Origin of the sequence: Salinarimonas sp. (genome assembly GCF_040111675.1) — a bacterium.
Lineage (GTDB): Bacteria > Pseudomonadota > Alphaproteobacteria > Rhizobiales > Beijerinckiaceae > Salinarimonas.
The window spans coordinates 2,518,119-2,531,054 of sequence record NZ_CP157794.1 but is presented as its reverse complement, the minus strand read 5'-3'; the positions used below and the strand labels follow the sequence as shown (position 1 = coordinate 2,531,054).

Genomic DNA, 12,936 nt, shown 5'->3' with positions numbered 1-12,936 from the left:
CGACCCACACCCCCGACCCCTCGCCACAAGGGCGAGGGGAGTCCGGTGGCGCTCTACGCTTCAGGTCGCGACTGCTTGGCGGAACGCCTTCGCCGAGCGAGATGTGTGCATCAGCTAGCCGCAGGGGAGGGAGGAGGCCCGCAGGGCCGACGGGTGGGGAGGGCTCGGCGTGCGCGCCGACGCGTCTCCTTCCCTGTAGGGGAACGTGGCTCGGCGAAGCCGAGACGGATGGGGCGCGCGGCACGCGCGTTCGGCGAAGCCGAAACTCACCGGAGAGACCGGCCGCCACCGGGGGCTTCCGCTTCGCGGAACGCGTCGCTTCGCGCCGCGCCCCATCCGTCACCGCGCGACGCGCGGCGCCACCTTCCCCTGCAGGGGCTACTCGATTCACACATCGTCTCGCGCCGTTGGTCGGGATCTGCGAGCGGCGCCAGCCGCTCGTCCTTCTCCCTCGTGCAGAAGGTGCCCCCGAAGGGGGCGGATGTGGGTCGCGATGCAGCGCGAGACGTCTCGGGACGAGATCGACGTTCCCGGTTCGAGCGGCATCGAGGTCGCGGCAGTTCTGCACGACCCACACCCCCGGCCCCTCGCCACAAGGGCGAGCGGAGACCGTCGGCGCCCTGCATTCAGGTCGCGCCCGTCCGGCGATGGGAATTCATTCGCCTCATGAGATGTGTGCTTCGACTGGCCGGAAGGGCGAGGCAGGAGGCCCGCAGGGCCGACGGGTGGGGTGGGCCGGATCCCTCACCCCCCGCAGGCAACCCCGAGGCCGGCCGCGTAGGCGCGGATCAACCCGGCCGTCTCCTCCGGGCGCTCCTCGTGCGCCAGATGCCCCGCGCCCTTCATCGTCTCGAGCGTGGCGTGGCGGGCGAGGCGGCGCACGCGGCGCGCGTCCTCGGGCGGGACCGCCTTGTCGCGGTCGCCGACGACCAGCAGGAGCGGCGTCGCGAGCCGGGGGAGGTCCTCGATCAGCCGGTCGAGGTCCCAATGCGCCATCATCGCCAGCGCCCCGTGGACGTGGCCCGGATCGGCCACGAGGCGGCGGTAGAGCTCCACCCCCTGCGCATCGATGCTGGAGCCGGTGTTGCGGATCAGCCGCTCGACCCCGGCCCGGTCCGAGGCGCTCGCCGAGACGAAGCGCGGCACGAACGGGTTGAGCGCCAGCAGCTTCGCCAGCGGCGAGAAGAAGCGCCCCGCGAGGCCGTCGAAGGGCGTCAGCGCGCCGTTGAGCGAGACGACCCCCGCCGGATGGATCAGCCGGTCGAGCGCCATGCGGATCAGGAGCGCCGCGCCCGCCGAATGGCCGACGACGAGGGCGGGCGCCGCCTCCAGCGCGGCGAGGAGGTCGGCGAGCCCGCGCGCCATGCCGGGCAGGCTCGGGCGCCCGTGCGCCATCGGCTCGGTGAAGCCGTGGCCGGGAAGATCGCAGGCGATCACGTCGAACTCGGCGGCGAGGATCGGCGCGAGATCGCGCCAGGAATGGGTCGAGGCCGCCGTGCCGTGGGCGAGGAAGAGGGTGGGGCGCGCAGGATCGCCCATCCGCTGCACGTGCCACGTAAACCCCGCCGCGCGCACGAAGGTCGACGTCTCGCGATTGGGCCAGTCGCGCCCGTCCCGCGACCAGTCGAGGCGCCGGCCCATCGCCGTCAGCCCGCGCGCGCCGGCAGCGCGGCGGTGACCGCGGAGGACAGGGTCGCGGCGTCGGCATAGGGCAGGGCGAGATAGCGCGCGCCCATGGCGGCGGCGATCTCCTGCGCCAGCGGCTGGCCGGCCCGCGAGATGTCGACGACGAGCGCCGCGACCCCGTGCGCCCGCGCCTCCCGGGCGGCGGCGAGCGCGTCCTCCCGCGCCGCCTCGCGGCCGGGCTCGCCGGAGCGGCCGATATTGGTCTTGCCGTCGGTGAGGAGGACGAGCGCCGGGTCCTCGCCCTTGCGCCGCACGGCGTCGGCGGCGGCGAGCGCCGCGTCGATGCCGCGCGCGAGCGGCGTCGCGCCCCCGCCGGCGAGGCCGGCGAGCGCCTTCTTGGCGCGGGCGAGGGAGCGCGTCGGCTCCAGCACGAGCTCGGCCTCGCGATTGCGGAAGGCGACGAGGGCGACGCGGTCACGCCGCACGTAGCATTCGGCGAGGAGCAGCTCGACCGCCCCCTTCGCCTCGGCGAGGCGGGCCAGCGCGGAGGAGCCGGACGCGTCCACCGCGAAGATCGTGGTGCGCCGGATGGTCGGCTTCCTCACGCCGACGCGAAAATCCTCGCGGCGCACGGCGACGCGCGGCCCGTCCGAGGCGGGGGCGCCGCGCCTCCTCAGCGGCTGCCAGGGCGCGGCGGCGCGCAGGGTCGAGACGAGGTCGAGCCGCGCCCCGCGCTTCGGCTCGCCGGGGCGCGAGCCCGCCGGCCGCCCCGAGACGCCCGCCCGGGCGCGGGATTTCGTCTCGCCGCGCACGCGGGAGGTCTTCATGCCGGAGATCCCGGCGCGCAGCTGGGCGAGGAGGTCCTCGGGCAGGATCGCCTGCGCCGCCTCGAGCACGAGGTTCTGCAATTCCTCCGCCGTGAGCGGGCGCTCCTCGGTCTCCGCCTCCGGGGCGTCCTGCTCGTCGGGCTCGTCCGCGTCGTTCTCGGAGCGGTCCTCGTCCTGCGGCTCGTCCTGCGGGGGAGGGGGCTCGTCCTGTGGCGGCGCCTCGTCCTCCTCCGACGGGGCGGGCGGAAAGGCGCGGGCGCGCGGGGCGAGCACCAGACGGAAGGCCTCCGAGACGTCCTCGTCGCTCGCCTCCAGACGCCCGTCGAGGGCCGCGAGGGCGCGCGCGGCGCGCAGGGCCAGCAGGGGCGCGCGCAGCGAGGCGATGGCCACCGAGGCGGCCGCGCCGCACAGGGCCTCCAGCCGGGCGTCCGAGACGCTCACGTCCGGCAGCCGCGCCCGCGCCGCCGCGATCGCGGCGGGGTCGAGCCCGGGATCGCCGGTCTCGCGGAAGGAGATCTCGGTCAGGTCGATCAGGAAGGCGAGCCGGTCGAGGATCGCGTCCGGCGGGCGCTCGTCCTCCTCGTGGCCCTCGTCGAGGGCGACGACGCCGATATGCGTCTCGAGCGTCGCCGCGAGACCCTCGCGCTCCAGCCGTACGGCGCGGCCGTCGAGCACGCCGGCGAGCCGACCGGCCACGGGACCGGGCAGGCGCTCGGCCATGGGCAGGACGACGATGCCGCCGTCGGCCTCGGCGAGGATGCCGCGCCCGATCACCGGCCGCCCGGCCTGCAGCGTCGCGACGAGGTCGAGCCCGCCGAGCAGACGGTCGTCGTCGATGCCGGCCGGCGCCCTTCGGAACGGCGCGCCCTCGGGCAGGAGATGGCGCAGCAGCGCGAGCCAGCGGTCGCGCACCGGGCCGGGCCCCGCGCGCAGAGCCGCGCCGCCGAGCCCCACGGGGTCGACGGCGACGAGCGCCGCCGCGCGCGCCGCGGCGCGCCAGGCCTCCGAGACGGTCCGCGGCGCCTCCGCGTTCACGACGCCACGGCCTCCGGCGGCATCACCTCGGCCAGCGCGCGCTCGACCCGCACGCCCGAGCCCGCATCGTCGAGCGGGTTGCGGCGCAGCCGGTGGCGCAGCGCCAGCGGCGCGACGGCGCGCAGCGCCTCGAGCCCGACATCGCGCTCACCCTCCAGCGCGGCGTGCGCCCGCGCGGCGCGGATCAAGGTGATCTCCCCGCGCAGCCCGTCGGTGCCCAGCGCCATGCACAGCCGCGCGGCCGCCTCCAGCGCCTCCTCGGAGACGTTCGTCTCGGGCAGGCGCCGGCGGGCCGTGGCGATGCGCTCGCGCAGGCGCGCGTCGTCGTCCGCGTAGGAGGCGACGAAGGCGTCCGGGTCGCGCTCGAAGGCGTCGCGCCGGCGCACGATCTCGACGCGGGCCTTCACGTCGTCCGGCGTCTTCACGTCCAGCGAAAGGCCGAAGCGGTCGAGGAGCTGCGGGCGCAATTCGCCCTCTTCCGGGTTGCCGGAGCCGACGAGCACGAACTTCGCCGGATGGCGCACCGAGAGGCCCTCGCGCTCGACCACGTTCTCGCCCGAGGCGGCGACGTCGAGCAGGAGGTCGACCAGGTGGTCCTCCAGCAGGTTCACCTCGTCGATGTAGAGAAAGCCGCGATGGGCGCGGGCGAGGAGCCCCGCCTCGAAGGCCTTCTCGCCCTTGGTGATGGCGCGCTCCAGGTCGAGCGCGCCCACCACCCGGTCCTCGGTCGCGCCGAGCGGCAGGTCGACGACCGGGACGGGGACCTCGGCGACGGCGACCGTCCCGCCGTCCGCCTCGCGCGAGGCGCAATGCGGGCAGGCGGCGCGGGACTTGGCGCGGGACTCGGCCGGATCGCAATTGTAGGGGCAGCCCTCGACCACCTTCATCGGCGGCAGCAGGCCCGCCAGCGCGCGCACCGCCGTGGACTTGCCGGTGCCGCGGTCTCCGAAGACGAGCACGCCGCCGACCGACTGGTCGACCGCGGTGATCTCGAGCGCGCGCTTCATCTCGTCCTGGCCGACGATCGCCGAGAACGGGTAGACCTGACGCATGACCTCTCCTCGCTCGGGCCCTCGGGGGCGAGCCCGTACGAGGAAGGCTAGCGGGGGCGCGGGCGTCCCGCCATTCGCGCAACCCCCGACCCGCCGGGCCGGGGGCGCGGCTCAATCCTTCGAGGCGCGCTCCGGCAGGTCCTTCCGATCGGCGTGCGCCATCTTCTCGAGCTCCGTCTCGCTCATCGAATCGACCATCGACTTCGATGCGCCCTTGAGCTCGGATTTCTTCTTCTCGCCGCGCTTGGCGGAGAGAGCCGCGCCGGCGGCCATCTGCTGCTTCTTGGACTTGGCGGGCATGACACGCCCTCCTTTGCCGGTTTCGAAGCCGGGAAAACGCCGAGCCTGCCGCCCGGGTTCGCGGCTCAGGCCGCGATAGCCGGACGGCGACGGGCGAAGGCCTCGCGAATCACCCGGGCGATCTCGTCCACCGCTCGCGAGCCGTGGTCGCGGCGCAGATAGAGGCTCACGACCTGCGGCGGCAGGGCCGGGAGGCCCGAATCGGGCGGCAGGATCTCGAGCCCGGGCGGAATGGCGCAGGACAGCATCGCCGTGACCGCGAGATCGCTGAAGACGGTGGCGTTCAGCGCGTCCACGTTCGAGATCTCGGTGATGGCGCGCCAGTCGATCTCGGCCGCGCGGAGCGCCGCGAGCGTCGGAGCGCGGATCGAGCACGTCTCGGATCCCACCGAGATGGGCACCGGCCGCTGCGCGTGCGCGTCGCCGCCGCGCGCGCCGACCCAGACGAGGCGATCGATCATCAGGGTCTCGCCGGCCGGGTCCGTGGCGGATTCCTCGACGATGCCGATATCGACCTCGCCACGGTCGAGCGCCGCCCGGATCGCCTTCGAGGGCTGGACCGAGAGCGAGATCTTCACCCGCGGGCAGCAGCGGCCGTAGCTCTTCAGGACGTCCGGCATGTAGCCCGGCACGAGGTCGTACGGGATCCCGAGCCGGATCTCGCCCGTCTCGAGCGGCGCGGTCATCTCGGCCCAGATCTCGTCGTTGAGCCTGAGCAGCCGCTTTGCGAGGCCGAGCAGCCGCTCGCCCTGCGGCGTCAACGCGAGGCCGCGGCGGTCGCGCTCGAACAGCAGCGTGTCGAAGCTCTCCTCCAGCCGCTTGATCTGCTGGCTCACGGCGGCCTGGGTCAGGTTGAGCGCTTGTCCGGCCGCGGTCATGCCGCCGGTTTCCGCGACGGCGACGAAGGCGCGCAGGAGCGCGGTGTCGAGATTGCGGGGCATGCTGTCCTCTCGATAATGCTCCCTTATTCCGCACATCATGACCATTCGTTTCCATGATGCAACCCCTCTCGCTAGGGTCCCCTCATCGCAAGCGTCCACCCCGAGAAGGAGCCCCCCATGTCCACGATGTGCCTCGATTGCGCCCCGGCCCGCACCAGCGTCCCCGTCGTCCGCCAGCGCCCGGCGCTCGGCGCGCGGCTCCTCGCCCGCCTGGCGTCCGTGCCGGCGATGCTGGCGCGCGAGATCCGCATCCGGCGCGCCGCGCGGATGCTGGAGGAGATGCCGGACAACCTCCTGTCCGATATTGGCCTGTCGCGCGCCGACATCGACCACGCGCTGCGCAACGGCCGACCGTGGCGCGACGCAGAGCGGGAGGACCGGCGCTGACGGCGCCGGGATCGTCCCGCACGCGGCGAGCGGCCGCGCCCCTCGGCCGCTCGCCGCGACGGCGTCGCAAGGAACCCGACACGGCGTCATAAGCGTTTCCCCGCATTCCGGCATCGACGAACGGCGCAGGCGCGCTATCTTCGTCGTCGCCGCATGCGAGGAGGCAGCCAGCCGTGACGACGATCGACCTCACGCCGGCGGTGTCCGGCGAGCGCCGCGAGACCCGCCGCCGGGCCGGCCGCCTGTCCTATTACGTGGCCGGGGAGGGCGCGCCGCTGCTGCTGATCCACTCGATCAACGCCGCCGCCTCCGCCTTCGAGATGCGCCCGGTCCACGAGCGGATGAAGGGGCAGCGCCGGGTCTACACGCTCGATCTGCCTGGCTACGGTTTCTCGGACCGCTCGGAGCGGACCTACGACATCCGCCTCTTCACCAACGCCGTGCTCGACATGGTCGACGTGATTCGCGAGGCGCACGGGCCGCGTGCCATCGATGCGCTGGCGCTGTCGCTCTCCTGCGAGTTCCTCGCCCGCGCCGCCCGCGAGGCGCCGGACGCCTTCGCCTCGCTCGGCTTCGTCACGCCCACCGGCTTCGCCAAGGGCGCGCACCGCAAGCGCGGTGCGCCCGAATCGTCGCTGCAGATCCCCGGCATGGCGCGATTCCTCCACGCGCCGTGGGGCAAGGGGCTCTACCGGCTCCTCACCTCCGAGAGGTCGATCCGCTACTTCCTGCAGCGCACCTTCGGCCGCAAGGACGTGCCGGAGGAGATGGTCGCCTACGACTGGCGCTCGACGCGTCAGCCCGGCGCCGAGCGCGCGCCCTTCGCCTTCCTGTCGGGCAAGCTCTTCGCACGGGACGTGCGCGACCTCTACGAGGACCTCGACCTGCCGGTCTACGTGCTCCACGGCACCAAGGGCGACTTCAAGGACTTCTCGGAGGCGAACTGGGCGATCGCCCGCAAGAACTGGCTGTTCTCGGCCTTCGACACCGGCGCGCTCGTCCATTGGGAGAAGCCGGAGGAGTTCGTCGGAGCCTACGAGCGCTTCCTCGCGGAAAGCGCGGGCATACGGGCTGCTGCGAGCTGACGGGCTGTCAAAGCTCTGTTACGCTTCGTATGCGATGAATGTCTTGACACCTCCCCCGCGCGTCGGCGCGCCGGCTTCGTTCGGCGACCGTCCGACCGAAAAGCCCCATGCGGTCGTGATCGGCTCCGGCTTCGGCGGCCTCGCGGCGGCCGTGCGCCTCGGCGCGCGCGGCTGGCGCGTGACCGTGCTGGAGAAGCTCGATCAGCCCGGCGGCCGCGCCCGCGTCTTCCGCGAGGGCGGCTACACCTTCGACGCCGGCCCGACGCTGATCACCGCGCCGCACCTGTTCTCCGAATTGTGGGAAATCTGCGGGCGGCGGATGGAGGACGACGTCGCGGTCCGCCCGCTCGACCCGTTCTACACGATCCGCTTCCACGACGGCGAGACCTTCCGCTACAGCGGCGACACCGAGGCGATGAAGGCCGAGATCGCCCGCTTCCGCCCGGAGGACGTCGCGGGCTACGAGCGCTTCATGGCGGTCTCCGAGGAGATCTGCCGGGTCGGCTTCGAGGAGCTCGGCCACGTGCCCTTCGGCTCGGTCGGGGACATGCTGAAGGTCGCCCCCGACTTGATTCGGCTCGGCGCCTGGCGCTCGGTCTACGGGCTCGTGGCGAAGCACCTGCAAGACGAGCGGCTGCGCACCGTGTTCAGCTTCCACCCGCTGCTGATCGGCGGCAACCCGTTCTCGGCGAGCGCCATCTACGCCCTGATCCACCATCTCGAGAAGCGCTGGGGCGTGCACTACGCGGTCGGCGGCATCAACCGGCTCGTCTCCGGCATCGTCGGGCTGATCGAAGGGCAGGGCGGGTCGGTGCGGCTGAACGCGCCGGTCTCGCACATCCTGCTCGACGGACGCCGCACGACGGGGGTGCGGCTCGAGAGCGGCGAGACGCTTCCCGCCGACATCGTGGTCTCGAACGCCGATTCGACGGCGACCTATGCAGGCCTCCTGCCCGAGGGCGTGAAGACGCGCTGGGGGCCGCCGCGCCAGCGGCTCGCGCGATGGTCCATGGGATTGTTCGTCTGGTATTTCGGCACGAAGCGCCGCTACGACGATGTCGGCCACCACACGATCATGCTGGGCCCGCGCTACCGCGAGCTCCTCGACGACATCTTCCGCCGCAAGGTGCTGGCCGACGACTTCTCGCTCTACCTGCACCGCCCCTCGGCCTCCGACCCCTCCGTGGCGCCGGAGGGGTGCGACGCCTTCTACGTGCTCTCGCCGGTACCGAACCTGATCGGCGAGACGGATTGGCGTGAGACGGCGGAGGTTTATCGGCGAAAGATCATGCGCCACCTGAGCGAGACCGTGCTCCCCGGGCTCGAGGACGAGATCGTCGTCTCCCGCATGCTCACCCCCCGCGAGTTCGAGACGGACTACGCCTCCGTTCACGGCGCCGGCTTCGGTCTGGAGCCCGTGATGTGGCAGTCGGCCTGGTTCCGCCCGCACAATCGCGCCGAGGACATCGCCAACCTCTACCTCGTCGGCGCGGGCACCCATCCCGGCGCCGGCATGCCGGGCGTACTCTCCACCGCCCGCGTCCTCGACCGCGTCGTGCCCGACGCCGCAGACTTCGCGAGGGACCATGCGCGCGCCTGACCGTCTCGACCACCCCTCGGCCGAGGCCGACATCGCCGCCTGCGCGAACCTGCTGCGCGGGGGGTCGCGCTCGTTCCACGCGGCCTCGCGCGTCCTGCCGAAGCGCATCAGCGAGCCGGCGGCGGCGCTCTACGCCTTCTGCCGCGTGGCGGACGACGCCGTCGACCACGGCCACGACCGGCCCGCCGCCCTGGCCCTGCTGCGCGAGCGGCTCGACCGCGTCTATGCCGGCCATCCCGCGCCGCAGGCCATCGACCGCGCCTTCGCGGCGACGGTGACCCGCTACCGCATCCCCCGCGCCCTGCCGGAGGCGCTGCTCGAGGGCTTCGCCTGGGACGCGGAGGAGCGGGAATACGAGACGCTCTCCGACGTCACCGCCTACGCCGCGCGCGTCGCGGGGACGGTGGGCGCGATGATGACGCTGATCATGGGCCGGCGCGAGCCCGCGGTTCTGGCGCGGGCCTGCGATCTCGGCGTCGCCATGCAGTTCACCAACATCGCCCGCGACGTCGGCGAGGACGCGGCCAACGGCCGGCTCTACCTGCCCCGCGCCTGGCTGCGGGAGGCGGGCGTCGACGTCGCGGAATTCCTCGCCGATCCGCGCCCGAGCCTCGGCGTGCACCGCGTCACCGGCCGGCTGCTCGCGGTGGCGGACGGGCTCTATGCGCGCTCCATGCCGGGCATCGCCGCGCTGCCGGGCGATTGCCGGCCGGGCATCCTGGCTGCGCGCTATCTCTACGCCGAGATCGGCCACGTCGTCGTCAAGCGCGGCCCGGCGCGGGCGCTGGAGCGCGCCGTCGTTCCCCGCGCGCGCCAGCTCTCCCTCGTCGCCGGCGCGCTCGCGCGCGCCCCCTTTCTCGCGGAGCGCGCCGACGCGACGCCGCCGCTGCCCGAGGTCGCCTTCCTGGTCGACGCCGCGAGCGCCCCCGCCCGCCTCGACCTGCCGCCGCAGACGATCGAGGACCGCATCGCCTGGCTCGTCGACCTGTTCGAGAGGCTGGAGCGCCGCGACGTCGCGCGCTGAACCCGGGGACGGCTCACCCTTTTACCGCGCGCCAGCGGCGAACGCCGTCCCGCAGGACGATCGCCGCGCCGGGCTTGCAGCCGCCCGGCGCGACGAGCGCGTCCTCCAGATCCGGCAGCGTCCACAGGGCGAAGCCGTCGATCTCGTCGTCGCGGGGATGGGGGCGCTCGTCGGGCCTCATCGTCAGATCCCAGACGAGGAGGTCCTCCCGCGCGAGGCCGTCGGGCCTCGGCGCCACGCGATCGAGGCGGGCGACCGGCCGGGCCACGGCGAGGCGCTCCGGGGTGAGGCTCGCCTCCTCCCAGGCCTCGGCGCGGAGCGTCCCGTCGTCCGTCGCCCCGGCCGGCACGCCGCCGGCCACCGTCGTGTCGAGGAGGCCCGGCGCGGTGCGCTGATCGCGGGACCGGCGCGCCAGCCAGATCCGCATCGGCTCTCCGGGGACGATGCCGTTCAGGCAGACCTTGCGCACGAGGAGCCCCAGCGGCGCGGCGGCGGAGCGGTCGACGCGGGCGAGCGCGCGCGCATCCCGGCCGGCGCGTACCGCGATGGCCTCCTCGCGCCGCGGCGGGCAGAGCCCGGCGGCGGCGAGCCGCGTCACGGCCTCGTCGAGGGCGTCCTGCAGCCCGCCCGCCGGAAGCCCGAGACCGTCTCCGCGCTCCCGTGCCAGACCCTTCAAGGCCGCCGCGATCGCAGGGCCGACGGCTCCGACGGGGTCGGGCTCGCCCTCCACGAAGAGCGGGGCGTATCCGTCCGGCAGCTGCATGGCGCGTCACCTCCAGGCGGGACAACGCGCGAGGGGAGGGGGAGGGTGCGTCAGCCGCGCCGCTTCGCCGCCACCCAGAGCCGTTCCATCTCGTCGAGGCTCGCCTCCGCGAGGCTGCGCCCTTGCGCGGCGAGCGCGTCCTCGATCGCGGCGAAGCGGCGGGTGAATTTCGCGTTGGTGCCACGCAGTGCCGCCTCGGGGTCGACGTCGCAATGGCGCGAGAGATTGGCCACCGAGAACAGGAGATCCCCGATCTCGTCCGTCACGGCCGCCTGGTCGCCTCCGGCGATCGCCTCCTCCACCTCGGCGAGCTCCTCGCGGATCTTGGCGATCACGTCAGCCGTGTCGGTCCAGTCGAAGCCGACCTTGGCCGCGCGCCGCGTGAGCTTGTCGGCGCGGGCGAGGGCAGGGGCGGCGGCGGGCACGTCGTCGAGGTGGCGGGCCGGCGCCTCGCCGCGCGTCGCCGCACGCTCGGCCTTCTCGGCGGCCTTGATCTCTCCCCACATCGCCTTGATCTCCTCGGGCGAGCGGGTGCGCGCCTCGCCGAAGACGTGCGGATGGCGGCGGATCAGCTTCGTGGTGATCGCCTCGACCACGTCGCCGAAGGCGAAGGCGCCCTCCTCCTCGGCCATGCGGGCGTGGAAGACGACCTGGAGCAGGAGGTCGCCGAGCTCGTCCCTGAGGTCGGCGAGGTCGCCCCGCTCGATCGCGTCCGCGACCTCGTAGGCCTCCTCGATCGTGTAGGGGACGATGGTCTCGAAGGTCTGCTTCACGTCCCAGGCGCAGCCCGTCTCGGGGTCGCGCAGGGCGGCCATGATGGCGATGAGGCGCTCGATGTCCTGCGAGGGCGTCACGACGGGCTCCGGTGTTTTGGTTCACCCGTCCTTAACGCGACCGGCTCAGTTTGACGAGACGTGTTCAGTCGCAGTCGAGTCGCGTCCTTCATGTCCTCCTCCGGTTCCTCCGCCGTCCTCATCCCCTTTCCGGTCCGCCGCGCGCCGCTTCCTGCGCTCGAGCGCGCCCGCCAGCTGGAGAAGCGCCTGATGGACGCCGTCTTCGCCTCCGGCGCGCTCGAGATCGCCGCCGACGACGTCGCCACGAAGCGTCTGGCCGCGCGGCTGCAGATCCTCGGCTTCGTCGCGATCACGGAGATCGGGGAGGGCGGTGACCCGCGCCGCCTGCGTTCGTCCGAGGCGATCGAGGCCGAGGCTGGGCGGCCTTGGCGGCTCACGCGAGACCGCAGCGCGCTCACCGCCTGACGCGGACGCCAGCGGGGCAGGGGGCGTGGGCGCAGCAAAGCGTCGCGCTCACGATCTCGTCGGTTGAAGCCGCCGGCCCATGCGCCATCCTCGTCGGGTCATCGACGGAGGAAGACGCGCATGATGGCCCGATACGCTCTCGCCCGGCGGCTTTCCGCCTTCCTCGGCAAGACCCTCGCGGTCCCCGCGCTCGTCGCCGCGGGCCTCGCCGCGTCCGCTCCGGCCCAGGCGGACCCGATGCGCAATTGCCCGCCCATGCTGGCGGGTCTCGACGGGCTGATCCATCGCGCGGCCCTGACCCAGGATCAGGCGGCGCTCACCTTCGTCGGCCACGCCACCTTCCTGATCGAAAGCGCCGCCGGCGTCACCGTCGCGACCGACTACAACGACTACGTCCGCCCGGACGTGACGCCCACCATCGCGACCATGAACCGGGCGCATCGGACGCATTTCTCCGTCGCCCCGGATCCGGCGATCGATCACGTCCTGCGCGGCTGGAACCCCGAAGGCGGCGCGGCGGAGCACGATGTCGAGGTCGCGGACGTGCGGGTGCGCAACGTCACGACCAACATCCGCTCCGGCATGGGCACGGCCTACGACGAGAACTCGATCTTCGTGGTCGAGACAGCGGGCCTGTGCATCGCCCATCTCGGGCACCTGCACCACGTGCTCGAGCCCGAGCACCTCGTCGCGCTCGGCCGGGTCGACGTCGCGCTGGCGCCGGTGGACGGGTCGTACACGCTCGACACCGAGGGCATGATCGAGACGCTGCGGCGCATGGGCCCGCGCATCGTCGTGCCCATGCACTTCTTCTCGCCCTACCGGCTCGAGCAGTTCCTCGAGGCCGCGAGCGCACATTTCGCTATCGCCCGCGCGGGCAGTCCGACCGTGATTCTCTCGCGCGAGACGTTGCCGGACCGGCCGACCGTGCTGGTGCTGGACGGCCCGGGGCGCTGATCTCGCTTTCGGCGCGCATCGGAACCGGTCGCGCGCCCGGCGGGTTCACGGGGCGCGGGCCGCAGCGGGCTCGCGCCGTC

Annotated in this window: 13 protein-coding genes; 6 read left to right on the top strand and 7 right to left on the bottom strand. The window is 73.4% G+C overall.

Annotated elements, in window-relative coordinates; all coding sequences use genetic code 11:
• Positions 1-744: 744 nt before the first annotated feature.
• The 5 genes from bchO to ABL310_RS11715 form a co-directional block, all read right to left on the bottom strand.
• Positions 745-1,641 (bottom strand): alpha/beta fold hydrolase BchO, encoded by an 897-nt coding sequence (bchO, locus tag ABL310_RS11735; protein WP_349371854.1) that lies wholly within the window; start codon positions 1,639-1,641, stop codon positions 745-747.
• Between the two features lie 5 nt (positions 1,642-1,646).
• Entirely contained in the window at positions 1,647-3,488 is a 1,842-nt protein-coding gene (locus ABL310_RS11730; RefSeq protein WP_349371853.1) for a magnesium chelatase subunit D, read from the bottom strand.
• Positions 3,485-4,540 (bottom strand): magnesium chelatase ATPase subunit I, encoded by a 1,056-nt coding sequence (gene bchI / locus ABL310_RS11725; protein ID WP_349371852.1) that lies wholly within the window; start codon positions 4,538-4,540, stop codon positions 3,485-3,487. The genes ABL310_RS11730 and bchI overlap by 4 nt, the downstream gene beginning before the upstream one ends.
• Positions 4,541-4,651: 111 nt before the next feature.
• A complete protein-coding gene (locus tag ABL310_RS11720) occupies positions 4,652-4,840 on the bottom strand; it encodes a DUF3008 family protein (protein ID WP_349371851.1) in 189 nt (62 codons plus the stop codon).
• 65 nt (positions 4,841-4,905) lie between these two features.
• Positions 4,906-5,781, bottom strand: coding sequence for a LysR family transcriptional regulator (locus ABL310_RS11715; protein WP_349371850.1), 876 nt, complete (start codon positions 5,779-5,781; stop codon positions 4,906-4,908).
• Positions 5,782-5,898: 117 nt separating this feature from the next.
• Here ABL310_RS11715 and ABL310_RS11710 point away from each other — a divergent pair, with 117 nt between their 5' ends.
• From ABL310_RS11710 to ABL310_RS11695, 4 genes are all read left to right on the top strand, one after another.
• Positions 5,899-6,168, top strand: a complete 270-nt coding sequence (locus tag ABL310_RS11710; protein ID WP_349371849.1) for a DUF1127 domain-containing protein — start codon at positions 5,899-5,901, stop codon at positions 6,166-6,168.
• Positions 6,169-6,341: 173 nt separating this feature from the next.
• Entirely contained in the window at positions 6,342-7,253 is a 912-nt protein-coding gene (locus ABL310_RS11705) for an alpha/beta hydrolase (RefSeq protein WP_349371848.1), read from the top strand.
• A gap of 43 nt (positions 7,254-7,296) precedes the next feature.
• Positions 7,297-8,853 carry a phytoene desaturase gene (locus ABL310_RS11700; RefSeq protein ID WP_349371847.1) on the top strand — a complete coding sequence of 519 codons (1,557 nt, stop codon included), beginning with the start codon at positions 7,297-7,299 and terminating at the stop codon, positions 8,851-8,853.
• A complete protein-coding gene (locus ABL310_RS11695; protein WP_349371846.1) occupies positions 8,840-9,877 on the top strand; it encodes a phytoene/squalene synthase family protein in 1,038 nt (345 codons plus the stop codon). The genes ABL310_RS11700 and ABL310_RS11695 overlap by 14 nt, the downstream gene beginning before the upstream one ends.
• A 13-nt stretch (positions 9,878-9,890) precedes the next feature.
• Here the strand turns inward: ABL310_RS11695 and ABL310_RS11690 are convergent, their stop codons facing one another.
• Both ABL310_RS11690 and mazG read right to left on the bottom strand, forming a co-directional pair.
• Positions 9,891-10,640, bottom strand: coding sequence for an NUDIX domain-containing protein (locus ABL310_RS11690; RefSeq protein WP_349371845.1), 750 nt, complete (start codon positions 10,638-10,640; stop codon positions 9,891-9,893).
• Between the two features lie 50 nt (positions 10,641-10,690).
• Positions 10,691-11,494 carry a nucleoside triphosphate pyrophosphohydrolase gene (gene mazG, locus ABL310_RS11685; RefSeq protein WP_349371844.1) on the bottom strand — a complete coding sequence of 268 codons (804 nt, stop codon included), beginning with the start codon at positions 11,492-11,494 and terminating at the stop codon, positions 10,691-10,693.
• A 90-nt stretch (positions 11,495-11,584) separates the two neighbouring features.
• On the opposite strand from mazG, the gene ABL310_RS11680 reads away from it, so the two are divergent.
• Both ABL310_RS11680 and ABL310_RS11675 read left to right on the top strand, forming a co-directional pair.
• Positions 11,585-11,899: a hypothetical protein gene (locus ABL310_RS11680; RefSeq protein ID WP_349371843.1), complete on the top strand. Its 315-nt coding sequence runs from the start codon at positions 11,585-11,587 to the stop codon at positions 11,897-11,899.
• A 120-nt stretch (positions 11,900-12,019) separates the two neighbouring features.
• Positions 12,020-12,856, top strand: coding sequence for an MBL fold metallo-hydrolase (locus tag ABL310_RS11675; protein ID WP_349371842.1), 837 nt, complete (start codon positions 12,020-12,022; stop codon positions 12,854-12,856).
• Positions 12,857-12,936: the final 80 nt, after the last annotated feature.

Coding starts and splice junctions, on each gene's coding strand:
- bchO (WP_349371854.1), bottom strand. CDS start 1,641: ATGGGCCGGCGCCTCGACTGGTCGCGGGACGGGCGCGACTGGCCCAAT.
- bchI (WP_349371852.1), bottom strand. CDS start 4,540: ATGCGTCAGGTCTACCCGTTCTCGGCGATCGTCGGCCAGGACGAGATG.
- ABL310_RS11720 (WP_349371851.1), bottom strand. CDS start 4,840: ATGCCCGCCAAGTCCAAGAAGCAGCAGATGGCCGCCGGCGCGGCTCTC.
- ABL310_RS11715 (WP_349371850.1), bottom strand. CDS start 5,781: ATGCCCCGCAATCTCGACACCGCGCTCCTGCGCGCCTTCGTCGCCGTC.
- ABL310_RS11710 (WP_349371849.1), top strand. CDS start 5,899: ATGTCCACGATGTGCCTCGATTGCGCCCCGGCCCGCACCAGCGTCCCC.
- ABL310_RS11695 (WP_349371846.1), top strand. CDS start 8,840: ATGCGCGCGCCTGACCGTCTCGACCACCCCTCGGCCGAGGCCGACATC.
- ABL310_RS11690 (WP_349371845.1), bottom strand. CDS start 10,640: ATGCAGCTGCCGGACGGATACGCCCCGCTCTTCGTGGAGGGCGAGCCC.
- ABL310_RS11680 (WP_349371843.1), top strand. CDS start 11,585: ATGTCCTCCTCCGGTTCCTCCGCCGTCCTCATCCCCTTTCCGGTCCGC.
- ABL310_RS11675 (WP_349371842.1), top strand. CDS start 12,020: ATGATGGCCCGATACGCTCTCGCCCGGCGGCTTTCCGCCTTCCTCGGC.